Here is a 25,075-nt window from a genome sequence, read left to right on the forward strand (position 1 = left end):
CGGACGACGGACTGTCACTCCGCAGGGGCGTCAGCCGCACCCGCACCGCCGCGCTCGGCGACCAGGGCGGCCGCCTCGTCGCGCAGATCGCGGCGCAGCTCCTTGGGCAACGAGAAGGTGATGGACTCCTCGGCCGCCTTGACGAGTTCGACGTCCTCGTAGCCGCGTCCGGCGAGCCACTCCAGGACCTGCTCGACCAGCACCTCCGGCACGGAGGCGCCGGAGGTGACGCCGACCGTGGTCACGCCCTCCAGCCACGCCTCGTCGATCTCGCTGGCGAAGTCCACGAGGTACGCCTCGCGCGCGCCGGCGAGCTTGGCGACCTCGACGAGCCGCTTGGAGTTGGAGGAGTTGCGGGAGCCGACCACGATCACCAGCTCGGCCTGGGCGCCCATCTGCTTCACGGCCAGTTGACGGTTCTGCGTGGCGTAGCAGATGTCGTCGCTGGGCGGGGAGATGAGCTGCGGGAACTTCTCCTTGAGCGCGTCGACGGTCTCCATGGTCTCGTCGACGGAGAGCGTGGTCTGGGAGAGCCAGACGACCTTGGAGGGGTCGCGGACCTCGACCTTGGCGACGTCCGTGGGGCCGTCGACGAGCTGGATGTGGTCGGGGGCCTCACCGGAGGTGCCGATGACCTCCTCGTGGCCCTCGTGCCCGATCAGCAGGATGTCGTAGTCCTCGTCCGCGAACCGGACGGCTTCCTTGTGGACCTTGGTGACCAGAGGGCAGGTGGCGTCGATGGTGGCGAGCCGGCCGCGCGCGGCCTCCTCGTGGACGACGGGGGCGACGCCGTGCGCCGAGAACATGACGATGTTCCCGGGCGGCACCTCCTCGGTCCGCTCCACGAAAACGGCACCCTTCTTCTCCAGGGTCTGCACGACGTACTTGTTGTGCACGATCTCGTGGCGGACGTAGACCGGGGCTCCGTACTGCTCGAGGGCTTTCTCGACGGCGATCACGGCGCGGTCCACACCCGCGCAGTAGCCACGGGGAGCGGCGAGCAGGACACGGCGGCCAGGCGAAGCAGTCATGCACCCCATCGTAAGGCCGCGCCGGAGGCGCCCGAGTTCGCCGCGTCGGGGATGTCAGTCCCGGCCGTTACCCTCGCCGCATGGCTGTCAATACGTCGCCCGAAGCGCCCCTGCCCGTCGTTGAGGTCTCACGGCTGATCGGGTCGTGGATCGATCGGCTCGGTGCGGTGTGGGTGGAGGGGCAGATCACTCAGCTGTCGCGGCGGCCGGGTGCGGGCGTCGTGTTCCTGACGTTGCGGGATCCGTCGTACGACATCTCCGTGAGCGTCACCTGTTTCCGGCAGGTGTTCGACGCGGTCGCCGATGTGGTCGGCGAGGGCGCCCGGGTCGTCGTACAGGCGAAGCCGGAGTGGTACGCGCCTCGGGGGCAGCTGTCGCTGCGGGCCGTGGAGATAAGGCCCGTCGGCGTCGGGGAGCTGCTCGCGCGGCTGGAGCAGCTGAAGAAGTCCCTCGCGGCGGAGGGGCTGTTCGCGGCCGAGCGCAAGAAGCGGTTGCCGTTCCTTCCGCAGTTGGTCGGGCTGGTGTGCGGGCGGGCCTCCGCGGCGGAGCGTGACGTGCTGGAGAACGCCCGGCACCGCTGGCCCGCCGTCCGTTTCGAGGTGCGCAACGTCGCGGTGCAGGGGGTGCACGCCGTTCCGCAGGTGGTGCAGGCCGTGAAGGACCTCGACGCGATCGACGACGTGGACGTGATCATCGTCGCGCGGGGCGGGGGCAGCGTGGAGGATCTGCTTCCGTTCTCCGACGAGCAGCTGGTGCGGGCGGTCGCGGCCTGTCGTACGCCCGTCGTGTCGGCCATCGGTCACGAGCCGGACACCCCACTCCTCGACTACGTCGCCGATCTGCGCGCCTCGACGCCCACGGACGCCGCGAAGAAGGTCGTACCGGACGTGGGCGAGGAGTACGAGCGGGTGCGGATGCTGCGGGACCGGGCTCGGCGGTGCGTGGGGGCGTTCGTGGAGCGGGAGGAGCGCGGGCTGGCCCATGCGCTCGCCCGGCCGGTGATGGAGGATCCGCACCGGATGGTCGACGAGCGGGCCGATCACGTCGTCTCGCTCACGGAGCGCGCCCGGCGCTGCCTCGGCCATGCCCTCGACCGCGCCGACTCCGAGCTGACGCACACGCACGCGCGCGTGGTGGCCCTCTCCCCCGCGGCGACCCTGAAGCGGGGGTACGCGGTGCTGCAGAAGGCGGACGGGCATGTGGTCCGGGATCCGGGCGAGGTGACGGCGGACGAGGCGCTGCGCGCCCGGGTCGCCGAAGGTGAGTTCTCCGTACGAGTCGATAACTAGGGTGGGTGGATGACCAGCAAGGTGGATGAGGCGCTCGGCTACGAGCAGGCGCGCGACGAGCTGATCGAGGTCGTACGGCGGCTGGAGGCGGGCGGTACGACGCTGGAGGAGTCCCTGGCCCTGTGGGAGCGCGGGGAGGAGCTGGCCAGGGTGTGCCGGCGGTGGCTCGAAGGGGCGCGGGCGCGGCTGGACGCGGCGCTGGCCGAGGAGGCCGAGGAAGAGGGCGACGCCGGGGGCGAGTAGGCGGGGAGGTCCGGGGTGTGTGTGAGGCCGATCACCGCGCCCCGGAATTTGTTGAAGGTTGAACTTCCCTGTCGTACGGTCGTAGTCGTCAGCCGGTCCGGCGCCCCGGATCCGGACGCACACCGGAGGAAAGTCCCCACATGTCTCTCGTTCTTGACCCCGCCGCCCAGGACCTGCTCTTCCGCGAGGCCCGCACCGCCAACACCTTCACCGACGAGCCGGTGACCGACGAGCAGGTGCAGGCGATCTACGATCTGGTCAAGTTCGGCCCCACCGCCTTCAACCAGACGCCGCTGCGCATCACCCTGGTCCGCTCCGCCGAGGCCCGTGAGCGCTTGGTGGCACACATGGCCGAGGGCAACCAGCCGAAGACGGCCTCCGCCCCGCTCGTCGCGATCCTCTCCGCGGACAACGAGTTCCACGAGGAGCTGCCGACCCTCTTCCCGGCCTTCCCGCAGGCCAAGGACGTCTTCTTCGGCGAGCGCTCGGCCCGTGAGGGCTCCGCGACGCTGAACGCCGCCCTGCAGGCCGCGTACTTCATCGTCGGCGTCCGCGCCGCCGGCCTGGCCGCGGGTCCGATGACCGGCTTCGACGCCGAGGGCATCCGCAAGGAGTTCCTGGACGACGACCACACCCCCCTGATCGTCGTCAACATCGGCAAGCCCGGTGAGAACGCCTCCTACCCGCGCTCCCCGCGTCTGGCGTTCGACGAGGTCGTCACCACCGTCTGACCCGCACCGCCGACACACGACGAAGGCCCCCGGCACATCGCCGGGGGCCTTCGTCGTGCGCCCGGGCGGACACCCGGGCAACGCTCACGCCGTCTTGAGCGACTTGACCATCTCCGTCAGCCGGGCGAACGACGCCGTACCCGTCACCACGGTCGTCGAGCCGTCCGTGTCCCGCAGGACGAGAGCGTCGTAGCGGCCGCCGGTGTAGCGGGTCCACGTCCGGCCGCCGATCTCCTCGGTGGTCTTCGTCTCGCTCGCGCCCTGGCTCGCCTCGTCGATGAACGTGGCGCGCTTCTGAGTGGACTGCTCGATCGCGACGTACTCACCGTCGGGGGCACGGAAGCCGAGGTGCCAGGCGTCGAAGTCGTCGCCCTTGAAGCGGACGGAGGTCGCCTTCCACTCGGCGGGCAGGCCCTCGGGCGCGGCCACCGGGTACGACGCCGCGCGGCGGGCCGTGAGGAGCTCGACGCGGTAGTCCACCCGCTTGACGTCGGGAGCGTGATCCTCGTGCGGGATGAAGAGGTACATCACCCAGCCCGCGACCAGGATGAGGCCCAGGGAGAGGACCATGTCCCGGACCGTCTTCTGTTTGCCGTTCGAACCTGCCACGCCCCCTATCGTCGCAGGTGCCCGGCCCGCTCATCCGTGGGGTCCCCTGCTCATTTTGTCGACCTGACGATAGAGTCGGGCACAACACCCTCATCCGGCCGTCGTCGTATCAGAAAGGTGCGCTCCGATGACCGAGCATCATTCTTTGCCGTCCGAGCTCGATGTCCCCTCCGAGGCCCCCGACCGCAACCTCGCCCTGGAACTGGTGCGGGTGACCGAGGCCGCCGCCATGGCCGCCGGGCGCTGGGTCGGACGCGGCGACAAGAACGGCGCCGACGGCGCCGCCGTACGCGCCATGCGCACGCTCGTCTCCACCGTCTCCATGAACGGTGTCGTCGTCATCGGGGAGGGCGAGAAGGACGAGGCCCCGATGCTCTACAACGGGGAGCGGGTCGGCGACGGGACCGGGCCCGAGGTCGACATCGCCGTCGACCCCATCGACGGCACCACGCTGACAGCCAAGGGCATGCCGAACGCGATCGCGGTGCTCGCGGCCACCGAGCGCGGCGCCATGTTCGACCCGTCCGCCGTCTTCTACATGGACAAGCTGGTCACCGGCCCCGACGCGGCCGACTTCGTCGACATCGACGCGCCGGTGTCCGTCAACATCCGCCGGGTCGCCAAGGCCAAGCGGGCCACGCCCGAGGACGTCACCGTCGTCATCCTCGACCGGCCGCGCCACGCGGGCATCATCGACGAGATCCGGGAGACCGGCGCGCGCATCAAGCTCATCTCCGACGGTGATGTGGCCGGGTCGATCCTGGCGCTGCGCGAGGGCACGGGCGTCGACCTGCTGTTGGGCATCGGTGGTACGCCGGAGGGCATCATCTCCGCCTGTGCCGTGAAGTGTCTGGGCGGGACGATCCAGGGCAAGCTGTGGCCCAAGGACGACGAGGAGCGGCAGCGGGCGATCGACGCCGGGCACGATCTGGGGCGTGTGCTCACCACGGAGGATCTGGTGACCGGGGAGAACGTGTTCTTCGTCGCCACCGGGATCACTGACGGGGAGCTGCTGCGGGGGGTGCGGTATCGGTCGGAGACGGCGACGACTGATTCGATCGTGATGCGGTCGAGGTCCGGCACGGTTCGGCGGATTGACTCCGAGCATCGGCTGAGCAAGCTGCGGGCTTACAGCGCGATCGACTTCGACCGGGCGAAGTAGTTCGGTTCGCGCAAGCGCCAGGGGTGTACGGATCGTGCGGGGTGTGGGTGGCTGGTCGCGCCCACGCGGCGGAGCCGCATGTCCAACACGGTCCCACGCCCCTGAGGTGGCTCACCGCGCCCCCTGATGCAAGGACGCCCCGGCGTCCACCGAAGACGGGGCGCCCCCGGTGCGGAGGGGGCGCCCCGTCTGTGTTCGTGGTCAGCCCGCTGCCGCTATGCGGTCAGCTGAGCGGGACGCCTTCTTCAACTCGAGGTCACGGCGGCGGCGCCTGGCCAGGACCACTCGGCGCTCGGCGGCGGTGAGGCCGCCCCAGACGCCGTAGGGCTCGGGCTGGAGCAGGGCGTGCTCGCGGCACTCGACCATCACGGGACACTGGGCACAGACCCGCTTGGCGGCCTCCTCGCGGGAGAGACGGGCGGCGGTGGGCTCCTTGGACGGGGCGAAGAAGAGGCCGGCCTCGTCGCGGCGGCACACCGCCTCGGTGTGCCAGGGGGCGTCTTGGTCCCTTTCTCGCGCTGGCACCCGCTGGGCCGGAACGGCGGCTACCTGCAGGGACGAATGCGGCGGTTGCAGCACGGTCTACTCCTGACGACGGCTTCGCGAGCGAGAGACGATGGAGCAAGCCCTACCCGCTGTGCGCGCGCCTATGCACTGAGTTCCCAACCGCTGGTTTTATAGGATTCGCAACCGTCAACGATCCAGATGCTTGTGCAAACTCCTGTCGACCTTGCGCTGAACACGATCGAGGATGTCCGCGACGAGCCTGCCGCGCTTCGGCCTGCCTTCGATGTTGCCCAGTACGGCCCAGCCGTCGAGATAGACGACCGGGGCGTCCGGGTCGGGCGCGTCGATCGTGTCGACCTCGAAGTTGCCCAGGACTCCGCCGCCGGTGCCGCGCAGCGACACGTTCTCCGGGACGCGCACCTCGACGTTGCCGAAGACCGAGATCGCCTTGATCACGACCTGCTGGTACTCGAACAGTGCCTCGCTGAGGTCGATCTCGACGCTGCCGAAGATCGCGTACGCGTGGATGCGGCGCCCGGCGCGCCAGCGGCCCCTGCGCATCGCGCTGCTGAACACCGCCACCACGTTCTCGTCCGGGTCGGCCGGTATCGCGCCGGCCGTGGGGCGGTGGGGTGCGGCCGTGTACGCCGGGGTGGTGCGGTGGGCGGCGGGCAGGTCCCGTATGAACACCTCCAGCTCGCCGACCGTCTTGGCGGCCAGCACGCCCTCGACGCGCTCGGCGTGCTCCTCGGCGGTCAGGCGGCCCTCGGCGAGGGCGTCGCGCAGGATGTCGGCGATGCGGTCACGGTCGGCGTCCGACGCGCGCAGTTCCGAGGGGCGCGCCGCCGTGTCCTGCTGCTGGGCTTGCTTGTGAAGGTCCACGGCAGCAGCGTACCCAAACGCGATAGATCGCGACTAGGGTCTTTCGTTTGAATCAGGCCGGACCCCGCGAGCCCGGCATGACCCAGACGAGAGGCCCTAGGGCTGTGGACAAGTCCGAGGCCCAGAACTGAGCCTTACCTCACAAGCTCCCCGTCGGCGGCAGGTTCTACGCTGGTGGGCGCCCGCCAACGGAGGCGGGCCGCCGTCTGTCGAGTGAGGAATGGGCTGAGATGCCTGAGTTCGAGTACACCGATCTGCTCCCCATGGGAGAGGACACCACCCCCTACCGGCTGGTGACCTCCGAGGGTGTCTCCACCTTCGAGGCCGACGGACGGACGTTCCTCAAGGTCGAGCCGGAGGCACTGCGCAAGCTCGCCGAGGAGGCCATCCACGACATCCAGCACTACCTGCGCCCGGCCCACCTCGCGCAGTTGCGCCGGATCATCGACGACCCCGAGGCGTCGAGCAACGACAAGTTCGTGGCGCTGGACCTGCTGAAGAACGCGAACATCGCGGCCGCGGGCGTGCTGCCGATGTGCCAGGACACCGGCACGGCGATCGTGATGGGCAAGCGCGGGCAGAACGTGCTGACCGAGGGCGGCGACGAGGCGGCGCTCAGCCGGGGCATCTACGACGCGTACCTGAACCTCAACCTGCGCTACTCGCAGATGGCTCCGCTCACCATGTGGGAGGAGAAGAACACCGGCTCCAACCTCCCGGCCCAGATCGAGCTGTACGCCACCGACGGCGGCGCGTACAAGTTCCTGTTCATGGCGAAGGGCGGCGGCTCCGCCAACAAGTCGTTCCTCTATCAGGAGACGAAGGCCGTCCTGAACGAGGCCTCCATGATGAAGTTCCTGGAGGAGAAGATCCGTTCGCTGGGCACGGCGGCCTGCCCGCCGTACCACCTGGCGATCGTCGTCGGCGGTACGAGCGCCGAGTACGCCCTGAAGACCGCGAAGTACGCCTCCGCGCACTACCTGGACGAGATCCCGGCCGAGGGTTCGCCGCTCGGTCACGGCTTCCGGGACAAGGAGCTGGAGGAGAAGGTCTTCGAGCTGACGCAGAAGATCGGGATCGGCGCGCAGTTCGGCGGCAAGTACTTCTGCCACGACGTGCGGGTGGTGCGCCTCCCCCGGCACGGCGCGTCCTGCCCGGTCGCCATCGCCGTGTCCTGCTCGGCCGACCGCCAGGCCGTCGCGAAGATCACGGCGGAGGGCGTCTTCCTCGAGCAGCTCGAGACGGACCCGGCGCGCTTCCTGCCGGACACGACGGACGAGCACCTCACCGAGTCGAACAGCGGCTCCGCCGCGGGGGCCGGCGACGTCGTGAAGATCGACCTGAACCAGCCGATGGACGACATCCTCGCCGAGCTGACGAAGTACCCGGTGAAGACCCGGCTCTCGCTGACCGGCCCGCTGGTCGTGGCGCGTGACATCGCGCACGCCAAGATCAAGGAGCGGCTGGACGCGGGCGAGGAGATGCCGCAGTACCTCAAGGACCACCCGGTGTACTACGCCGGCCCCGCCAAGACCCCCGAGGGCTACGCGTCGGGTTCGTTCGGTCCGACCACCGCCGGGCGCATGGACTCCTACGTCGAGCAGTTCCAGGCCGCGGGCGGCTCCAAGGTGATGCTGGCCAAGGGCAACCGCTCGCAGCAGGTCACCGACGCGTGCGGCACGCACGGCGGTTTCTACCTCGGCTCCATCGGCGGGCCCGCCGCCCGTCTCGCCCAGGACTGCATCAAGAAGGTCGAGGTCGTCGAGTACGAGGAGCTCGGCATGGAGGCCGTCTGGAAGATCGAGGTCGAGGACTTCCCGGCGTTCATCGTCGTCGACGACAAGGGCAACGACTTCTTCAAGGACCCGGCACCCGCGCCGACGTTCACGTCGATCCCGGTGCGCGGGCCTGGGCTGGCGTAGTGCCTTCGGTGGCGGCGGGGATGGATTTCGCCCCCGCCGCCCCTGCCCGTCCCATCCCCAGGGTCCGCGCCCCTTCGCCCCGCCGGGTTCTCCGCCTCATGGACCCCTGGGTGCTTCGGCCCGGAGCCGACTCCGGGATCACACACCGGCTCGCCCGGTCCGCCTTCCCTGTCCTCCTCCTGTGACGATTCGCCTCCGGGGGGAACAGTGATCGCATCGCGAGTGCTGTGAGACGTGGAGGTGATCGTCGATGAGCGACGAGCAGGACAAGGCGGCCGAGTACCGCATCGAGCACGACTCCATGGGCGAGGTCCGCGTCCCGGCGCATGCCAAGTGGCGGGCGCAGACGCAGCGTGCCGTCGAGAACTTCCCCGTGTCGGGGCAGCGTCTCGAGCGGGCCCACATCGAGGCGCTCGCCCGGATCAAGGCCGCCGCCGCGAAGGTGAACGCGCGGCTCGGCGTGCTCGACAAGGACGTGGCCGAGGCGATCCAGGAGGCGGCGGCCGAGGTCGTCGAGGGGAAGTGGGACGAGCACTTCCCCGTGGACGTGTTCCAGACCGGTTCCGGGACCTCGTCGAACATGAACACCAACGAGGTCATCGCCACGCTGGCGAGCGAGCGGCTCGGCCGGGGCGTGCACCCCAACGACCACGTGAACGCCTCGCAGTCCTCCAACGACGTCTTCCCGTCGTCGATCCACATCGCCGCCACCGCCGCCGTCGCCCGCGACCTCGTCCCGGCCCTGGACCAGCTGGCCAACTCCCTCACGCGCAAGGCCGAGGAGTTCGCCGACGTGGTGAAGTCCGGGCGCACCCACCTCATGGACGCCACGCCGGTCACCCTGGGGCAGGAGTTCGGCGGTTACGCGGCCCAGGTGCGATACGGCATCGAACGGCTCCAGGCCTCCCTCCCCCGGCTCGCCGAGCTGCCCCTGGGCGGCACGGCGGTGGGCACCGGCATCAACACGCCCCCCGGCTTCTCCGCCGCCGTCATCGAGGAGGTCGCCCGCACCACCGGGCTGCCGCTCACCGAGGCGCGCGACCACTTCGAGGCGCAGGGTGCCCGGGACGGCATCGTGGAGACCAGCGGGCAGCTGCGCACGATCGCCGTGGGCCTGACGAAGATCGCCAACGATCTTCGCTGGATGTCCTCGGGGCCGCGCACCGGCCTCGCCGAGATCGCCCTCCCCGACCTCCAGCCGGGGTCCTCGATCATGCCCGGCAAGGTCAACCCCGTCATCCCCGAGGCCGTCCTCATGGTGTGCGCGCAGGTCATCGGCAACGACGCCACCGTGGCCACCGCAGGAGCCGCCGGGAACTTCGAGCTCAACGTCATGCTCCCGGTGATCGCCAAGAACGTGCTGGAGTCGATCCGGCTGCTCGCCAACGTCTCCCGGCTCCTCGCCGACCGCACCGTGGACGGTGTCACCGCCAACCGCGAGCGGGCCCGCGAGTACGCCGAGTCGTCGCCGTCGGTGGTGACCCCGCTCAACAAGTACATCGGGTACGAGGAGGCCGCGAAGGTCGCCAAGAAGGCGCTCGCCGAGCAGAAGACGATCCGTCAGGTGGTCCAGGAGAGCGGGTACGTCGAGCGCGGCGACCTCACCCTCAAGCAGCTCGACGAGGCCCTGGATGTCCTGCGGATGACGCACCCGTGACCGTTGATGTCATCCGTACGCCCCCGGCGTGAACCGTGACACGCACCGCAGCGTCGTATGCCCATGGCACCTAATATCTGTGCATGGCAGACGGCGGAGCGGTGAGACGAGTGGAAGCGGGTCCTGCGCACCAGTGGGCGCCAGGGAGTCAAATCCTGTGGCGGTACCGGGAGAACGCCGGTGAGCGGTTCCACATCGCGCGTCCCGTGACCGTCGTCCGCGACGACGACGAACTGCTCGCGGTGTGGCTGGCGCCGGGGACGGAGTGCATGAAGCCCGTGCTCGCCGACGGTACGCCCGTGCATCTGGAACCGCTGGAGACGCGGTACACCAAGCCGCGCACGGTGCAGCGCGACCGGTGGTTCGGCACCGGTGTGCTGAAGGTCGCGCGGCCCGGTGAGCCGTGGTCGGTGTGGCTGTTCTGGGACCCGGGCTGGCGGTTCAAGAACTGGTACGTGAACCTGGAGGAACCGCTGGTCCGCTGGGAGGGCGGGGTCGATTCCGAGGACCATTTCCTGGACATCTCCGTCCACCCGGACCGCAGTTGGCACTGGCGTGACGAGGACGAGTTCGCGCAGGCCCAGCGGGACGGACTGGTGGACGAACAACTGGCCGAACGGGTGCGGGAGGCGGGGCGGGCCGCGGTGGAGGTGATCCGCGCCTGGGGCCAGCCGTTCTCGGACGGCTGGCAGCACTGGCGCCCGGATCCGTCCTGGGACGTACCGTTGTTGCCGGAGGACTGGGACCGTACGCCCGCGCACGTGTCCTCATGAGACCCTTGATGCGCCCCGGGGCAACAAACGTAGGATCGTCCTCCGCAAGGGCGCACAGCGGCAACTCCCGGAGCAAGCGCCGAGTCTGACCTAACGTCACCGAGGGGCGGCAGGACGTGAGCGACGGGTACGAGGGCAACACCGGTACGGGCCGCGCCCGGTCCACCGGCGGCACAGGAACAACCTCTGACCACGCGGGAATTCCGTTCCTGGGGCATACATTCCGGGTATCGGGATTTCTGCGGGACCAACTGCACGCACGGCGCGCAGCCCCGGACGGACGGATTCGACACGCGTGACGGAGCACCCCATCTCCTACGAACGCCCCGAGGCGGGCGTCGACCCCACGGACCCCCGCGGGGCGCTCCTGCACACCTCCACGCCGGCGCACGCGCCCGGCGCGGCCGCCTTACCACCACAGGCCGCACCGTGCTCGCAGACCTCGCAGACAGCACAGGCCCGTACCGGTGAGCCCTCCGGTACGACGACACCGGGCGGTACGGGTGCGGACCCGGTCGCCGCCGGCCCCGAGCACTCCCAGCCGGCCGCCGTCGTCGAACCCGACACCCACCGGCCGCGCCCCGCGCCCGAGACGATCCCGGCCCAGCCGGCCGACGGCGCGCAGGCGACCGCGGGCGGTGAACCGAAGCAGGACGGACAGGGCAGGCGGGATGAACAAGGTGAACAGAACATCCACGACGGACGGGACGGTCTGAACATCCAGGACGGGCAGGACGAACTGGAGGCGCAGGAGGCGCAGGAGCGGCGCACCGGGCAGGGGCTGCCGCCCGGCTGGCCCACGCCTATGCGCCGGGACGGCGACCGGCTGCGCTTCGTCGGCGCCGCTACCCGCCGGATCGCCCGTGGCATCGACCTGGACGAGATCGTGATGGGGCTGTGCCGGGCCACCGTGCCGACCTTCTCCGACGCGATCCTCGTCTATCTGCGCGACCCGCTGCCGGTCGGCGACGAACGGCCCACAGGCCCCCTTCTGCTGCGGCTGCGCCGCACCGACCGCATCCCGACCGAACGGGACACCGAACTCGGCTTCGCGCTGCCCGCGCCGCAGCCGGAGCCGTCCGAGCTGTCGGCCGTCACCGCCGAGCTGTGCGAGGTGCGCAACGGCGGAGCGCTCGCGGAGGTCCTGCGCGGGGTGCGGCCGGTCTTCGCCGACTCCCCGGGCGCCCTGGCAGCGCTGCCGGAACTCCTCGGCGACAGCCCCGACTTCGTCGTTCCCGAGGGCCAGCGGGCGATCCTCGCGCCGCTGCGCGGCCGACGCCGCGTCATCGGTGCCGCGGTCTTCCTGCGCCGCCCGGAGCGCATGGCCTTCGAGGCCGACGACCTGCTGGTCGCCGCCCAGCTCGCCACGCACAGCGCGCTCGGCATCGACAAGGCGGTGCTGTACGGACGTGAGGCGTACATCGCCGACGAGCTCCAGCGCACCATGCTGCCCGAGACCCTGCCCCGGCCGACGGGTGTGCGGCTGGCGTCCCGCTATCTGCCGGCCGCCGAGACCGCGCGGGTCGGCGGCGACTGGTACGACGCGATCCCGCTGCCGGGCAGCCGGGTGGCGCTGGTGGTGGGCGACGTCATGGGTCACTCCATGACGTCCGCGGCGATCATGGGCCAGCTGCGCACGACCGCGCAGACCCTCGCCGGGCTCGACCTGCCCCCGCAGGAGGTGCTGCACCACCTCGACGAGCAGGCCCAGCGGCTGGGCACCGACCGCATGGCGACCTGCCTGTACGCCGTCTACGACCCCGTATCGCACCGCATCACGATCGCCAACGCCGGCCATCCCCCGCCCGTCCTGCTGCACCTGGGCGGCCGGGCGGAGGTGCTGCGGGTGCCGCCGGGCGCGCCGATCGGTGTGGGCGGCGTCGACTTCGAGGCGGTGGAGCTGGACGCGCCCGCCGGGGCGACGCTGCTGCTGTACACGGACGGGCTCGTCGAGTCGCGGCTGCGGGACGTGTGGACCGGCATAGAGCAGCTGCGCGAGAAGCTGGCCGCGACCGCGCAGCTGACCGGGCCGGACCATCCGCCGCCCCTGGAGGCCCTGTGCGACGAGGTGCTCGACATGCTCGGTCCTGGTGACCGGGACGACGACATCGCGCTGCTTGCCGCGCGTTTCGACGGGATCGCGCCGAGTGATGTGGCGTACTGGTTCCTGGAGCCGGAGGAGATGGCACCGGGGCGTGCGCGGCGGTTGGCGCGGCGGGCGTTGTCGCGGTGGGGGCTTGAAGACATGAGTGACTCGGTGGAGCTGTTGGTCAGTGAGGTGGTGACCAACGCGGTGCGGTATGCCTCTCGGCCGATCACGTTGCGGTTGCTGCGGACGGATGTGCTGCGGTGCGAGGTCGGAGACGATGTGCCGCAGCTGCCTCGGTTGAGGCAGGCTCGGGCGACTGATGAGGGTGGGCGTGGGCTGTACCTGGTGAATCGGTTGGCCCGGCGGTGGGGGGCCACTCGGTTGAGTACGGGGAAGGTTGTGTGGTTCGAGCTCAACAGGGGGTGAGACGCCCCTGAGCAACGCGAGAGGGGCGCCCGGTGGAAATCACCGGGCGCCCCTCTCGCGTGCTCAGGTCACTGTTGCTCTCTGTTCTGGGGGTCCAAGGGGTTTTCTTCCGAGTCCGACGGCGACGGCAGGGACGGGGAGGGGGGCTGGGGGGACTGGGACGCAGACTGTGAGGGCTTCTGGGGTGACTGTGACACCGAGGGCGACGGTGACGACTGTGAGGGCGACGGGGACTGTGGCGACGGTGACTGCGACGGCTTCTCGGACTCCGTGGGCGTCGCCGAGGGAGACGGCGACTTGGAGGGCTGCTGAACCGCGGCGCCCTGGTCGGTCTCCAGGTCGAACTTGGTGACCTTGGTCTGGACACCGAAGGTGTACTGCGCCCAGATCTTCGCCGGGTAGCCGCCGCCGTTGATGCGGCCGGGGCTCTGGATGAGGCCGGTGGCGCCGGTCAGGGTGACCTGGGCGTGCGGGGGCTTGGCGCCCTCGCCGAAGAGGCCGACGGAGGTGACCAGGCTCGGTGTGAAGCCGGTGAACCAGGCGGACTTGTTGTTGTCGGACGTGCCCGTCTTGCCGGCGACCTTCTGGCCGTTGCGCTCGGGGTTGTCCCGGACCGACTCCTGCGCCGTACCGTCGTCGACCACCCCGGTGAGTACCGAGGTGACTCCGTCGGCGGCGTCCCGGCTGATGACCTCGTCCCCGATCGGGTTCGGCTGGGTGACCGTGTGGGCGCTGTTCTCCACCGACTTGATGAGGGCCGGGGTGACCTTCTTGCCGTGGTTGTCGAGGGTCGCGTAGACGCCGGCCATCTCCAGGGGGCTCGCGCCCATGGTGCCGAGGGTCTGCGCCGGGACCGCCTTCAGGCCCTCGGTGTCCATGCCGAGGTCCTTGGCGACCTTCAGCACGTTGTCCATGCCGACGTCGACGCCCATCTGCGCGAAGACGGAGTTGATGGACTTGTTCATCGCCGTCTGGACGGTGACGTCGTCGTAGTCGCGGTCGTCCTCGTTCTCCGGGGCGAAGCCGATGTCGCTGCCCACGACGGGCCGCTTGCTGGTGCCGTCGTAGATGGTGTTCGCCGTGATCGGGTCGCCGTCCTGGGTCTTGGCGTCCTCGTCGAAGGCCGCGGCGAGGATCACCGGCTTGAAGGTGGACGCGGGCTGGTAGTCACGGCGGGTGGCGTTGTTGGTGTAGTGGTCGAAGTAGTTCGTGCCGCCGTACATCGCCACGACCGCGCCCGTCTTCGGGTCGACCGAGGCGGCACCGGCCTGGACGTCCCCGTCGACCTTGCGCTTCTTCGGGTCGAGCTTGCTGGTGAGCTGCTGCTTGACGGACTTCTCCAGCGCCGCCTGCTTCTTCTTGTCGATGTTGAGCGTGATCGTCCAGCCGCCGGCGCCGACCATGGCCTCGGCCTGCTTGGTGTTCTCGGCGACGCCCTGGGCGACGAGCTGCTTCTCCAGGGTGGTGTTGGCGGCGTTGACCAGGTAGCCGATCTGGCCCTTCATGCCGGGCGAGGGCCTGGGATCCTTCGGCTCCTCGAACGTCATGGACTCCCGCTCGGTCTTGTCGAGCCAGCCCTTCTCGACCATGTTGTTCAGGACGTAGTTCCAGCGCTGCTTGACCAGCTTCCTGCCGACCGGGCCGGCGGCCTGCCAGTCGTACTGGCTGGGCGCCTGGAGCAGCGCGGCGAGGTAGGCGCCCTGTTCGACGGAGAGCTTGTCGGCGTCGACGCCGTAGTAGGCCTGGGCGGCGGCCTGGATGCCGTAGGCGTTGCGGCCGTAGTAACTGGTGTTGATGTAGCCGGCGAGGATGTAGTCCTTGGACTCCTCCCGGTCCAGCTTCAGCGAGATGACCAGTTCCTTCAGCTTGCGCGTGACGGTCTGTTCCTGCGTCAGGTAGTAGTTCTTGACGTACTGCTGGGTGATGGTCGAACCACCCTGGGCGCCCTTGCCGGAGAGGGTGTTGAGCAGACCGCGGGCGGTGCCCTTGAGGTCGACGCCGGAGTCGTTGTAGAAGGACTTGTTCTCGGCGGCGACGAAGGTGTGCTGGACGGGCTTGGGGATCTCGGCGAGGTCCACGACCTCACGGTTGACGTCGCCGTCGCGGGTGAGGATCGAGCCGTCGCTGTACTTGTAGATGTTGCTCTGGAGCTTGGCCTCGGCGTTGGCCGGGGGGATCGGCGTCAGCAGGTACAGCACGATGAAGCCGCCGATGCCGAGCAGGCACACACCGAGGAACGTGCCGAGGATCTTCTTCCAGGTGAACAGCCGGCGTATGAGGCTCTTCTTCTCCGCGCCCCTCTTGGCGCTCCTGCCCGCGCTCTCCGCACTCTGCGTGCTCGTCTCCGCGACCGCTGCCCGCGACGAACGGCGGTTCTTGGGCGCCGCGCGGCGGCCACCACGCTGTCGCGCTCTTCTCTCTTCCGCTCGTCCCATGAGTCCGATCTGCTCCGCTTCGTTCATGTGTGCTCATGTGTCACACAGGTTCGCCCGTCAGGTCAGCTCAGAAAGCTAACACCGGGAGATGTGACAAAGGTCCGTCGATCACGTGTTTTGCGGGCGTGACAATCAGCACCCCGCCCAAAGGAACCGACGAGTGAGGAGGACAGAGGGTTGCCCCGAGCGTTAATGTGATATCACTTAGCTAGAGACAAGCTAGTGAACGAAACGGGGGACACCATGTCGACTCACGCATCCGACGCACCCGAGATGCCCGCCCCACGTGTGCGGGAGTTCGCCGCCCACAGCATCGGCGGCGGACTCGCCCTGCTGCTGAGCCTGGTCGGACTGGCAGTGGCGGCGGGGCTGTTCGTCGTCGGCTCGACTGTCGCAGCGACCGGCGTCAAGGTCGGACTGATCACCTTGGGCGCCCTGGTCGCCCTCGCCGCCTTCATAGCCATGTGCGGCCTGAACACCGTGGCACCGGGCGAGGCGCGGGTGGTGCAGCTCTTCGGGCGCTACCGGGGGACGATCCGCGAGGACGGGCTGCGCTGGGTGAACCCGCTCACCTCGCGTACGAAGATCTCCACCCGCGTCCGCAACCACGAGACCGCCGTCCTGAAGGTCAACGACGCCTACGGCAACCCGATCGAGCTCGCCGCGGTCGTGGTGTGGAAGGTCGAGGACACCGCTCAGGCCAGCTTCGAGGTGGACGACTTCCTGGAGTTCGTCTCCACCCAGACCGAGGCGGCCGTGCGGCACATCGCCATCGAGTACCCCTACGACGCCCATGACGAGGACGGACTCTCGCTGCGCGGCAACGCCGAGGAGATCACCGAGAAGCTCGCCGTCGAACTCCACGCGCGCGTGGAGGCGGCCGGGGTACAGATCATCGAGTCCCGCTTCACCCACCTCGCGTACGCTCCCGAGATCGCCTCGGCGATGCTCCAGCGCCAGCAGGCCGGTGCGGTGGTCGCGGCCCGGCGCCAGATCGTGGACGGGGCGGTCGGGATGGTCGAGGCCGCGCTGGCCCGGATCACCGAGCAGGGCATCGCGGAACTGGACGAGGAACGGAAGGCAGCGATGGTGTCCAACCTGATGGTCGTGCTGTGCGGGGACCGGGCGCCGCAGCCCGTGCTGAACACCGGGACCCTCTACCAGTGACGGCTCCTTCCGAGGGCGGCGGCCCTCAGCGTCGGCCGCAGCAGCGCAAGCAGGTGCTGCTGCGGCTGGACCCGCTGGTGTACGAGGCACTGGCCCGGTGGGCCGGGGACGATCTGCGCTCGGCGAACGCACAGATCGAGTTTCTGTTGCGCAAGGCCCTGAAGGAGGCCGGGCGCCTGCCGGGGGACGCCGGTCCACTGCCCCGGCGCGGCCGACCGCCGAGCGACGGCGGCGGCGGCATGTAGCAGAACCGTGACAAACGGCTGCCACCTGCGCGGTCGTACGCCACGCCACCCCCTGCACACCCCGCGTATACACACGGCGTATACACCGTGTGTACGGTGCTCCCATGTCCATCGGTCACACCCTCCTGGGACTCCTGGAGTCCGGGCCCCGCCATGGTTACGACCTCAAGCGGGCCTTTGACGAGAAGTTCGGTCACGACCGGCCGCTGCACTACGGCCAGGTCTACTCGACGATGTCGCGACTGCTGAAGAACGGGCTCGTCGAGGTCGACGGGATCGAGGCGGGCGGCGGCCCGGAGCGGAAGCGCTACGCCATCACCAACGCCGGGATCACCGACGTGGAGCGGTGGCTCGCGACGCCGGAGAAGCCCGAGCCGTACCTCCAGTCGACCCTGTACACCAAGGTCGTCCTCGCGCTGCTCACCCAGCGCAACGCGGCCGAGATCCTCGACGCACAGCGCTCGGAGCACCTGCGCAGCATGCGCATCCTCACCGACCGCAAGCGCAAGGGTGATCTCGCCGACCAGCTCATCTGCGACCACGCGCTGTTCCACCTGGAGGCGGACCTGCGCTGGCTGGAGCTGACAGCCGCGCGTCTCGACAAGCTCCGTGAGGTGGTTTCCGAATGACGTTTCCCCCCGGCTCCCTGCTCGCCGCGCAGGACCTGCGCAAGGCGTACGGGCCGACCACCGCACTCGACGGCGCCGCGTTCTCCATCCACCCCGGTGAGGTCGTCGCCGTGATGGGCCCCTCCGGGTCCGGCAAGTCGACGCTGCTGCACTGCCTCGCAGGGATCGTGACGCCCGACTCCGGGTCGATCATGTACAACGGGCGCGAGCTGGCCACCATGAGCGACGCCCAGCGCAGTGCGCTGCGCCGGTCCGAGTTCGGGTTCGTTTTCCAGTTCGGGCAGCTGGTGCCCGAGCTGACCTGCGTGGAGAACGTGGCGCTGCCGCTCAGGCTGAACGGCACCTCCCGCAAGGAAGCCGAACGGGCCGCGCTCACCTGGATGGAGCGGCTCGATGTCGACGACCTGCGCAAGAAGCGGCCCGGCGAGGTCTCCGGCGGTCAGGGGCAGCGGGTGGCCGTGGCCCGGGCGCTGGTCACCAACCCGCGGGTGCTGTTCGCCGACGAGCCGACCGGCGCGCTCGACTCGCTCAACGGCGAGCGTGTGATGGAGCTGCTGACGGACGCGGCCCGCTCCACCAACGCGGCCGTCGTGCTCGTCACGCACGAGGCGCGGGTCGCCGCCTACTCCGACCGCGAGATCGTCGTACGGGACGGCAAGTCCCGGGACATGGAGCGCGTCGTATGAGACTGCGCCTGTGGTCCAGGGACCTGGGCATGGGGGCCAGGTTCGCCTTCGCCGGCGGTCGGGAGGGGTGGGCGCGGATGCTGCTCACCGCCGTCGGTGTGGGACTCGGCGTGGCACTGCTGCTGCTCACCACCGCGATCCCGAACGCACTGGCCGTCCGGCACGACCGGGAGGAGGCGCGCACGGACGTCACCTACAACAACGCGAAAATACCGAAGGCGGACAACACGCTGCTGGTCGCCGACGTTCCCACGACCTTCCGCGAGAAGAACGTGCGCGGGCGTGAGGTGCAGCCCGAGGGCCCCCGGACGCCGCTGCCGCCGGGAGTCGCGAAGTACCCCGGGGTGGGCGAGATGGTGGTCTCCCCCGCGCTGAAGCGGCTGCTGGAGTCGGACGACGGGAAGCTGCTGCGGGAGCGGCTGTCGGACCGGATCGTCGGCACCATCGGCGAGCCCGGCCTGATCGGCTCCCAGGAACTCGCCTTCTTCCGCGGCGTGGACAACCTCGCGCTCTCGGACGAGACCTACCGGATCGCCCGCATCGACCACTTCGGCGACATCGAGCGGACTGAGGAGCGGACGGACCCCGTCCTTCTCCTGCTCGTCCTCGTGGTGTTCGTGGTGCTGCTGATGCCGGTCGGCGTCTTCATCGCCGCGGCCGTGCGGTTCGGCGGCGAGCGGCGGGACCGGCGGCTCGCGGCCCTCAGGCTGGTGGGCTCGGACAGCCGGATGACCCGGCGGATCGCCGCGGGCGAGGCCCTCGCGGGCTCCGTGGTGGGCCTGGTCCTCGGCACGGTCTTCTTCCTGATCGGCCGGGAGGCCGCCGGCTCCATGGAGCTGGAGGACGTGAGCGTGTTCCCCAGCTATCTGAACCCCTCCCCCACGCTGGCCCTGCTGGTCGCGGTCGCGGTCCCGGCCGCCGCCGTGCTGGTCACCCTTTTCGCGCTGCGGGGCGTGGTGATCGAGCCGCTCGGCGTGGTGCGTACGGCGAAGCCCCCGCGCCGCCGGCTGTGGTGGCGGCTGCTGCTGCCGCTGGGCGGGCTCGGGCTGCTCTACCCGATGATCGGCAACGGCCGGGACAGCGGGGAGTTCAACGAATACCTGGTCACCGGTGGCGTCCTGCTGCTGCTCATCGGGGTGACCGCGCTGCTGCCGTGGGTCGTGGAGGCGGTCGTCGCCCGGCTCGACTCGGGCGGGGTCGCCTGGCAACTGGCCATCCGACGGCTTCAGTTGAGCAGCGGCACGGCCGCCCGCATGGTCAACGGCATCGCGGTCGCGGTGGCGGGCGCCATCGCGCTGCAGATGCTGTTCTCCGGGGTGGAGGGCCAGTACACCAAGCAGTCCACCAACGACCTCAACCGCGCCCAGATGCAGGTGTCCCTGCCGGACGGGACCCCGCTCGCCAAGGCTGCGGCCGCGTTCGAGGCGACCAAGGGGGTGGAGAAGGTCTTCGCCTTCGACGAGGGCTACCTCGGCGACCGGCGCAAGGACGCCGACGATTTCACCCCGGTCACCGTCGCCGACTGCGCGTCCCTGCGCGAGGTGGCTTCCCTGCCCTCGTGCGAGGAGGGTGACGCCTTCGCCGTGCCGTACGACGGGTACCAAGCGGAGACGCCCGATCTGGCGAAGCCCGGCACGACGCTGTGGTTCGACCCGGTCGATGGCGACGGCGGCGAGAAACCGGTCGCCTGGAAGGTGCCGGCGGACGTGAAGAAGGCGCGACCGATCGACGACCCGACCGGGATGAAACGCGGCGGCTTCCTGCTGACGCCGAGCGCGCTGCCCGCGGGGGCCGACCAGGGCGTCCGCGGCCAGATCTACCTCGGGCTCGACCAGGCGCTGGCGGACGCACCCGAGTACGTACGGAACACGTCCCAGCGGATCGGCCCGGCCACCGACCCGATGATGTGGTCGTCCAGCACGCGCGCGGAGTCCTTCGACAAGATCCGCACCGGCCTCTTCGTCGGCGCCGCCTGTGTGCTGGCGCTGATCGGCGCGAGTCTGCTGGTGTCGCAGCTGGAGCAGTTGCGCGAGCGCAAGAAGCTGCTGTCGTCGCTGGTCGCCTTCGGCACCCGGCGCCGCACGCTGAGTCTGTCGGTGCTGTGGCAGACGGCGATCCCCATCGGCCTCGGCCTGGCCCTGGCCTCGACGGTCGGTCTCACCCTGGGCGCGGTCCTGCTGCGGATGACCAACACCGCGGTGAGTGTGGACTGGGCGAGCGTGCTGTCGATGACCGGCATCGGCGCCACCGTCGTCCTGGTGGTGACCCTGCTCAGCCTGCCGCCGCTGCTGCGGCTGATGCGGCCGGAAGGCCTGCGCACCGAGTGAGCACCGAGTGAGCCGAGGGCCCCTCCCCCTGACGCCGGGAGGGGCCCTCGCCCGTTTCGCAAGGCCCGCTTCAGCGGCCCGTTCAGAAGCTGTACTCCTTCACCACGCGCCGTACCTGGGCGAAGAGCATGCCCACGTTCACCGACTTGCGGCACACGACCACGGCGACGACGTCCTGCTGATCGTTCATCCTCACGAACAGGTGGGTGAGGTTGTCGCTGTTGACGAGGATCTCCTGGAAGAAGTGGTTGTCGCTGGTGATCCCGCGACGCTCCTTGAACACGTCCTCGATCATCACGACCGTACGGCCCTGGAACAGGTCGAGGGTCGCGCCCGCCAGCAGGTCCAGCACCTCGGGCGGGTGGGTGTCGACGGTCTCGTACGACAGCAGCATGCCCGTGGACATGTCGACCAGGCCGGCGGCCACGCAGTCGGGGGCGTCGGCGCGCAGGGACTTGACCAGGCTCATCACCTGGTCGGAGAAACCGGTGGACATTCGCTTCGTCGCCATCCCTTCACACCCCCTCGGGGGCCCTCTGAGTGAGGATCGATCCGATCCGGTCGAGGGCCGGCTGGGTCGCCCGGTGCAGGCGCTCCACATCCAGTCCCTCGTCGCCGAGTACGACCATCAGCGCGGTGTTGCCGACGGCGTAGAAGGCGGCGCAGCCGTGGCTGCCGTAGGTCACCGTCCGGTGCAGGGCGCCGCGGTCGGTCGCCTCGGCGGTACGGCGGGCGAGCCCGAGTCCGGCCGCGGCGAGGGCGGCGAGGCCCTCCGGGTCGATGGAGTCGGCGGTGTCGGCCGCGATGAGCAGTCCGTCGGCGGCGGCGACCGCCGTGTCGGTGATTCCGGCCACCTGCTCGCGCAGGCCGCGCATTTCCAGCGCGAGGGCTTTGTGGTCCATGTACGCAACTCCCGTGGTTCTGTGTGCTGCAACTGGCATGCGTCACTTCGTGGTGGGGTTCCTGAGGCGGAAGAACTCCTTCCAGCCGGCCCCGCCCTTCGGCGGGTCCAGCGCTTCGCCGATGCCGCTGGCACCGGGTTGCCGCCGAGGCAGCGCGGCGGGGGCGGTGAGGGGCGGTTCGGGCCCCGGAGCCGGCGCGGGCGGCGGGGCCGGCTCGCGCGGACGTACGCCGTGGCCGTCGGCCGGCAGCCGCACCGGGATCGGCACGGGCGCCTCCGCGCACTCCAGGAACCCCTCGGTCAGCATCCGGGCGACCTCGACCGTGACGGTGTAGACCCCACGCCCGGTACGGAAGGCGAGGTCACGGGCGGTGCGGCGGCCGTCGGCGTGCGCGAGCAACTCGTTCTGCAGGGCGGTCAGCCGGGCTCCGACACAGGAGACCGACGCGGGCACGGGGCGTTCGCGGTCGGGGCGCACGGGGTACGGCAGGGCGGCGATCGCGGCGAGTTTGCGGGCCGTGTCCTGGAGCAGCCGGGTGGGTGTCTCGCCGACGGCGACCGGGGCGGCGGGCGGCTCGGCGCCGGGGACGGCCTCGCAGGCGTCGACGTGGCCCACGGCGACGGCGAACGCCGCGTCCCGCAGGGCCATCACGCACACCACCCGCAACTGGGCGGCTCCGGCGTACCCGTGGGCGATCAGCGCGGCGGCCGGCCAGGGCGACCCGCCGGACTCGCGGACCAACGCGCCCCACTGCTCGCCATCGACCCGGCCGGAACGCAGCAGCAGCGCCTCCGGGCGGGGTGCCCCGGGGGAGGCGACCGAGACGACCAGTCCGTCGCGCAGGTGGAAGCTGCCGCCGGGTGTCCCGGACACCCGCAGTTCGCCGGTGAAGCCGTCACGCCCGCACGCGGCGAGGTCGCGTGCCAGCAGCTCGTAGCCCGACATCACTCCCCTTGCCGGCTCGCACACACGCCTGATGCGTAGCGCTGAGGGGGGAAGGTGTATCAGTCCGGGCGCATATTCCAGCGGGGGATTTTCGGAGCCTTTCCTACCTGCCCCTACCTGCCCCCGTCTGACGGAAGTTGCCTTCCCGCGCGCCTCAATTCGTTGTGTTCGGCGCTGATTTGACCGAGCGGAAGAAGGGCTGCGGGATCAGTCGTCGCCGTCCACCACCCGCACCGGCAACGGCCGCAGTGCCTCGCGCAGGGCGGCAGCCAGTTCCCCGTACTCGGCGCCGCGGGCGGCCCCCGAGCGCATGGCGAGGGCGATACGGCGGGTCGGGGCGGGGTCGGCGAAGTAGCCGGTGAGGAGCTGGTCGCTGCGGGTCGTCTCCAGCTTGAGGGCGGTGCGCGGCAGCAGTGTGCAGCCGAGGCCGCCGGCGACGAGCTGGACCAGCGTGGACAGGCCGGCCGCGGTGGTGGTCACGGGAGCGTCCTCGCGGCCCGCCTCCCGGCAGATGTCGAGGGCCTGGTCACGCAGGCAGTGCCCCTCGTCGAGGAGCAGCAGGTTGAACTCCTTGAGCGCCTCGCGCGGGATGTCCTCCCGGCCGCCGAGCCAGTGGTCGAGGGGGGTGACGAGCACGAAGTCCTCGTCGAAGAGGGGCAGTTCGAGGACTCCGGGCACACCGAGGGGCACGGCGAGCAACAGCAGGTCCAGCCGCCCGGTGGTCAGGCCGTCGATCAGGCTGGCGGTCTGCTCCTCGTGCACCTGGAGGTCGAGCTGCGGATAGCGCTCGTGGACCAGGCGCAGGACGGTGGGCAGGAGATAGGGCGCCACCGTGGGGATGACGCCGAGCCGCAGGGCTCCGGTGAAGGGCGCCCGGACCGCCTCGGCCTCCTCCAGCAGGGCGCCGACCTCGGCCAGGACCGCCTTCGCCCGGACGGCGAGCCGCTCACCCGCCGGAGAGAGCAGCACCTTGCGCGTCGTACGCTCCAACAGGGTGACCCCTAGCACCTCCTCCAGCGCGGAGACGGCACCGGACAGGGCGGGCTGGCTCATGCCGATCGCGGCCGCCGCGTCCCGGAAGTGCAGGTGTTCGGCGACGGCGGCGAAGGCGCGCAGTTGCGCGAGACTGGGCTGACGCCTCTTGCCCACAGCGCTCTTGGCCACAGGGCCGACACTCACTGATAGCTCCATCCGATCAACTCGACCGAGTGTAGCTATTTCACTAATCAATGCACCCTGTGCCAACATCGACAACGTCCAACCCATGGGAAACACCCTTATTTAGGGGCGTTTCCTTCGCTGCAAGGAGAGCGTGTGCTCACTGTCGGTGACAAGTTCCCCGAGTTCGAACTGACCGCCTGCGTCTCGCTGGAGAAGGGCGCGGAGTTCGAGAAGATCGACCACAAGACCTACGAAGGCAAGTGGAAGGTGATCTTCGCCTGGCCCAAGGACTTCACCTTCGTGTGCCCGACCGAGATCGCCGCCTTCGGCAAGCTGAACGAGGAGTTCGCCGACCGCGACGCCCAGGTCCTCGGCTTCTCCGGTGACTCCGAGTTCGTCCACCACGCCTGGCGCAAGGACCACGACGACCTGCGTGACCTGCCGTTCCCGATGATGGCGGACTCCAAGCACGAGCTGATGCGCGACCTGGGCATCGAGGACGAGGACGGCTTCGCCAAGCGCGCGGTGTTCATCGTGGACCAGAACAACGAGATCCAGTTCTCCATGGTGACCGCCGGCTCCGTCGGCCGTAACCCCAAGGAGGTCCTGCGGGTCCTGGACGCCCTGCAGACCGACGAGCTGTGCCCGTGCAACTGGAGCAAGGGCGAGGACACCCTCGACCCCGTCAAGCTCCTGGCCGGGGAGTGATCTGACATGTCGCTGGATGCGCTGAAGTCCGCGATACCGGACTACGCCAAGGACCTGAAGCTCAACCTGGGCTCGGTCATCGGCAATTCGGACCTGCCGGCGCAGCAGCTGTGGGGCACGGTGCTGGCGACCGCCATCGCGTCGCGCTCGCCGATCGTGCTGCGCGAGCTGGAGCCGGAGGCGAAGGCGAACCTCACGCCGGAGGCGTACACCGCGGCGAAGTCCGCGGCCGCCGTCATGGCGATGAACAACGTCTTCTACCGCACCCGTCACCTGCTGTCGGACCACGAGTACGGCAACCTGCGCGCGGGCCTGCGGATGAACGTCATCGGCAACCCCGGGGTCGACAAGGTCGACTTCGAGTTGTGGTCGTTCGCCGTGTCCGCCATCAACGGCTGCGGCATGTGCCTCGACTCGCACGAGCAGGTGCTGCGCAAGGCGGGCCTCGACCGCGAGGTCGTCCAGGAGGCGTTCAAGATCGCCTCGGTGATCCAGGCGGTCGGTGTGACCCTGGACGCGGAGGCTGTCCTCTCCGAGTGACGCCGGTTC

The 25,075-nt window shown here is 69.9% G+C and carries 24 protein-coding genes; 15 read left to right on the top strand and 9 right to left on the bottom strand.

Annotated elements, in window-relative coordinates:
* Positions 1-14: 14 nt before the first annotated feature.
* Positions 15-1,040, bottom strand: coding sequence for a 4-hydroxy-3-methylbut-2-enyl diphosphate reductase (locus AC067M_RS05420; protein WP_478695636.1), 1,026 nt, complete (start codon positions 1,038-1,040; stop codon positions 15-17).
* A gap of 71 nt (positions 1,041-1,111) precedes the next feature.
* Between AC067M_RS05420 and xseA the strand changes: the two genes are divergently transcribed.
* From xseA to AC067M_RS05435, 3 genes are all read left to right on the top strand, one after another.
* Positions 1,112-2,320 (top strand): exodeoxyribonuclease VII large subunit, encoded by a 1,209-nt coding sequence (gene xseA, locus AC067M_RS05425; RefSeq protein ID WP_478695637.1) that lies wholly within the window; start codon positions 1,112-1,114, stop codon positions 2,318-2,320.
* Positions 2,321-2,329: 9 nt separating this feature from the next.
* Positions 2,330-2,563 (top strand): exodeoxyribonuclease VII small subunit, encoded by a 234-nt coding sequence (locus tag AC067M_RS05430; RefSeq protein WP_478695638.1) that lies wholly within the window; start codon positions 2,330-2,332, stop codon positions 2,561-2,563.
* Positions 2,564-2,703: 140 nt separating this feature from the next.
* On the top strand, positions 2,704-3,294 hold the full coding sequence (locus AC067M_RS05435) for a malonic semialdehyde reductase (protein ID WP_478695639.1): 591 nt from the start codon (positions 2,704-2,706) through the stop codon (positions 3,292-3,294).
* An 84-nt stretch (positions 3,295-3,378) separates the two neighbouring features.
* Here AC067M_RS05435 and AC067M_RS05440 read toward each other — a convergent pair whose 3' ends face one another.
* The gene (locus AC067M_RS05440; RefSeq protein ID WP_478695640.1) at positions 3,379-3,903 is read right to left on the bottom strand and encodes a DUF4245 domain-containing protein; all 525 of its coding nucleotides are present in this window, start codon (positions 3,901-3,903) and stop codon (positions 3,379-3,381) included.
* Between the two features lie 127 nt (positions 3,904-4,030).
* Here AC067M_RS05440 and glpX point away from each other — a divergent pair, with 127 nt between their 5' ends.
* Positions 4,031-5,065: a class II fructose-bisphosphatase gene (glpX, locus tag AC067M_RS05445; RefSeq protein ID WP_478695641.1), complete on the top strand. Its 1,035-nt coding sequence runs from the start codon at positions 4,031-4,033 to the stop codon at positions 5,063-5,065.
* A 201-nt stretch (positions 5,066-5,266) separates the two neighbouring features.
* Here glpX and AC067M_RS05450 read toward each other — a convergent pair whose 3' ends face one another.
* Positions 5,267-5,644, bottom strand: coding sequence for a WhiB family transcriptional regulator (locus AC067M_RS05450; protein WP_478695642.1), 378 nt, complete (start codon positions 5,642-5,644; stop codon positions 5,267-5,269).
* 114 nt (positions 5,645-5,758) lie between these two features.
* Entirely contained in the window at positions 5,759-6,454 is a 696-nt protein-coding gene (locus tag AC067M_RS05455) for a DUF1707 SHOCT-like domain-containing protein (protein ID WP_478695643.1), read from the bottom strand.
* A gap of 230 nt (positions 6,455-6,684) precedes the next feature.
* Here AC067M_RS05455 and AC067M_RS05460 point away from each other — a divergent pair, with 230 nt between their 5' ends.
* From AC067M_RS05460 to AC067M_RS05475, 4 genes are all read left to right on the top strand, one after another.
* Entirely contained in the window at positions 6,685-8,376 is a 1,692-nt protein-coding gene (locus AC067M_RS05460) for a fumarate hydratase (RefSeq protein WP_478695644.1), read from the top strand.
* A 250-nt stretch (positions 8,377-8,626) separates the two neighbouring features.
* Positions 8,627-10,033, top strand: coding sequence for a class II fumarate hydratase (locus AC067M_RS05465; protein WP_478695645.1), 1,407 nt, complete (start codon positions 8,627-8,629; stop codon positions 10,031-10,033).
* An 83-nt stretch (positions 10,034-10,116) separates the two neighbouring features.
* A complete protein-coding gene (gene fomD, locus AC067M_RS05470; RefSeq protein ID WP_478695646.1) occupies positions 10,117-10,806 on the top strand; it encodes a cytidylyl-2-hydroxypropylphosphonate hydrolase in 690 nt (229 codons plus the stop codon).
* 295 nt (positions 10,807-11,101) lie between these two features.
* Positions 11,102-13,321, top strand: coding sequence for a SpoIIE family protein phosphatase (locus AC067M_RS05475; RefSeq protein WP_478695647.1), 2,220 nt, complete (start codon positions 11,102-11,104; stop codon positions 13,319-13,321).
* Between the two features lie 68 nt (positions 13,322-13,389).
* Here AC067M_RS05475 and AC067M_RS05480 read toward each other — a convergent pair whose 3' ends face one another.
* Positions 13,390-15,756, bottom strand: a complete 2,367-nt coding sequence (locus tag AC067M_RS05480; RefSeq protein WP_478695993.1) for a transglycosylase domain-containing protein — start codon at positions 15,754-15,756, stop codon at positions 13,390-13,392.
* Positions 15,757-15,999: 243 nt separating this feature from the next.
* On the opposite strand from AC067M_RS05480, the gene AC067M_RS05485 reads away from it, so the two are divergent.
* The 5 genes from AC067M_RS05485 (at position 16,000) to AC067M_RS05505 (ending at position 20,810) form a co-directional block, all read left to right on the top strand.
* On the top strand, positions 16,000-16,923 hold the full coding sequence (locus AC067M_RS05485) for an SPFH domain-containing protein (protein WP_478695648.1): 924 nt from the start codon (positions 16,000-16,002) through the stop codon (positions 16,921-16,923).
* Positions 16,920-17,168 carry a type II toxin-antitoxin system antitoxin gene (locus AC067M_RS05490; protein WP_478695649.1) on the top strand — a complete coding sequence of 83 codons (249 nt, stop codon included), beginning with the start codon at positions 16,920-16,922 and terminating at the stop codon, positions 17,166-17,168. Before AC067M_RS05485 ends, AC067M_RS05490 begins: the two co-directional genes overlap by 4 nt.
* Before the next feature lie 104 nt (positions 17,169-17,272).
* Positions 17,273-17,797 (top strand): PadR family transcriptional regulator, encoded by a 525-nt coding sequence (locus AC067M_RS05495; RefSeq protein WP_478695650.1) that lies wholly within the window; start codon positions 17,273-17,275, stop codon positions 17,795-17,797.
* Entirely contained in the window at positions 17,794-18,483 is a 690-nt protein-coding gene (locus AC067M_RS05500) for an ABC transporter ATP-binding protein (protein ID WP_478695651.1), read from the top strand. The genes AC067M_RS05495 and AC067M_RS05500 overlap by 4 nt, the downstream gene beginning before the upstream one ends.
* Positions 18,480-20,810, top strand: coding sequence for an ABC transporter permease (locus AC067M_RS05505; protein ID WP_478695652.1), 2,331 nt, complete (start codon positions 18,480-18,482; stop codon positions 20,808-20,810). The genes AC067M_RS05500 and AC067M_RS05505 overlap by 4 nt, the downstream gene beginning before the upstream one ends.
* An 82-nt stretch (positions 20,811-20,892) precedes the next feature.
* On the opposite strand, the gene AC067M_RS05510 is transcribed toward AC067M_RS05505, so the two are convergent.
* From AC067M_RS05510 to AC067M_RS05525, 4 genes are all read right to left on the bottom strand, one after another.
* On the bottom strand, positions 20,893-21,321 hold the full coding sequence (locus tag AC067M_RS05510) for a hypothetical protein (protein WP_478695653.1): 429 nt from the start codon (positions 21,319-21,321) through the stop codon (positions 20,893-20,895).
* A gap of 4 nt (positions 21,322-21,325) precedes the next feature.
* A complete protein-coding gene (locus AC067M_RS05515) occupies positions 21,326-21,712 on the bottom strand; it encodes a roadblock/LC7 domain-containing protein (RefSeq protein WP_478695654.1) in 387 nt (128 codons plus the stop codon).
* A gap of 42 nt (positions 21,713-21,754) precedes the next feature.
* Positions 21,755-22,657: a MarR family transcriptional regulator gene (locus AC067M_RS05520; RefSeq protein WP_478695655.1), complete on the bottom strand. Its 903-nt coding sequence runs from the start codon at positions 22,655-22,657 to the stop codon at positions 21,755-21,757.
* A 207-nt stretch (positions 22,658-22,864) separates the two neighbouring features.
* A complete protein-coding gene (locus AC067M_RS05525) occupies positions 22,865-23,836 on the bottom strand; it encodes a LysR substrate-binding domain-containing protein (RefSeq protein WP_478695656.1) in 972 nt (323 codons plus the stop codon).
* 135 nt (positions 23,837-23,971) lie between these two features.
* Between AC067M_RS05525 and AC067M_RS05530 the strand changes: the two genes are divergently transcribed.
* Together AC067M_RS05530 and AC067M_RS05535 are read left to right on the top strand one after the other, a co-directional pair.
* Positions 23,972-24,526: a peroxiredoxin gene (locus AC067M_RS05530; RefSeq protein ID WP_133927327.1), complete on the top strand. Its 555-nt coding sequence runs from the start codon at positions 23,972-23,974 to the stop codon at positions 24,524-24,526.
* Between the two features lie 6 nt (positions 24,527-24,532).
* Positions 24,533-25,066, top strand: coding sequence for an alkyl hydroperoxide reductase (locus AC067M_RS05535; RefSeq protein WP_478695657.1), 534 nt, complete (start codon positions 24,533-24,535; stop codon positions 25,064-25,066).
* The last annotated feature ends 9 nt before the right edge of the window (positions 25,067-25,075 follow it).

The sequence above is a fragment of the Streptomyces sp. NPDC043427 genome (assembly GCF_056436655.1).

Coding starts and splice junctions, on each gene's coding strand:
- AC067M_RS05420 (WP_478695636.1), bottom strand. CDS start 1,040: ATGGGGTGCATGACTGCTTCGCCTGGCCGCCGTGTCCTGCTCGCCGCT.
- xseA (WP_478695637.1), top strand. CDS start 1,112: ATGGCTGTCAATACGTCGCCCGAAGCGCCCCTGCCCGTCGTTGAGGTC.
- AC067M_RS05430 (WP_478695638.1), top strand. CDS start 2,330: ATGACCAGCAAGGTGGATGAGGCGCTCGGCTACGAGCAGGCGCGCGAC.
- AC067M_RS05435 (WP_478695639.1), top strand. CDS start 2,704: ATGTCTCTCGTTCTTGACCCCGCCGCCCAGGACCTGCTCTTCCGCGAG.
- glpX (WP_478695641.1), top strand. CDS start 4,031: ATGACCGAGCATCATTCTTTGCCGTCCGAGCTCGATGTCCCCTCCGAG.
- AC067M_RS05460 (WP_478695644.1), top strand. CDS start 6,685: ATGCCTGAGTTCGAGTACACCGATCTGCTCCCCATGGGAGAGGACACC.
- AC067M_RS05465 (WP_478695645.1), top strand. CDS start 8,627: ATGAGCGACGAGCAGGACAAGGCGGCCGAGTACCGCATCGAGCACGAC.
- fomD (WP_478695646.1), top strand. CDS start 10,117: ATGGCAGACGGCGGAGCGGTGAGACGAGTGGAAGCGGGTCCTGCGCAC.
- AC067M_RS05480 (WP_478695993.1), bottom strand. CDS start 15,756: ATGGGACGAGCGGAAGAGAGAAGAGCGCGACAGCGTGGTGGCCGCCGC.
- AC067M_RS05485 (WP_478695648.1), top strand. CDS start 16,000: ATGTCGACTCACGCATCCGACGCACCCGAGATGCCCGCCCCACGTGTG.
- AC067M_RS05495 (WP_478695650.1), top strand. CDS start 17,273: ATGTCCATCGGTCACACCCTCCTGGGACTCCTGGAGTCCGGGCCCCGC.
- AC067M_RS05500 (WP_478695651.1), top strand. CDS start 17,794: ATGACGTTTCCCCCCGGCTCCCTGCTCGCCGCGCAGGACCTGCGCAAG.
- AC067M_RS05505 (WP_478695652.1), top strand. CDS start 18,480: ATGAGACTGCGCCTGTGGTCCAGGGACCTGGGCATGGGGGCCAGGTTC.
- AC067M_RS05510 (WP_478695653.1), bottom strand. CDS start 21,321: ATGGCGACGAAGCGAATGTCCACCGGTTTCTCCGACCAGGTGATGAGC.
- AC067M_RS05515 (WP_478695654.1), bottom strand. CDS start 21,712: ATGGACCACAAAGCCCTCGCGCTGGAAATGCGCGGCCTGCGCGAGCAG.
- AC067M_RS05520 (WP_478695655.1), bottom strand. CDS start 22,657: ATGTCGGGCTACGAGCTGCTGGCACGCGACCTCGCCGCGTGCGGGCGT.
- AC067M_RS05535 (WP_478695657.1), top strand. CDS start 24,533: ATGTCGCTGGATGCGCTGAAGTCCGCGATACCGGACTACGCCAAGGAC.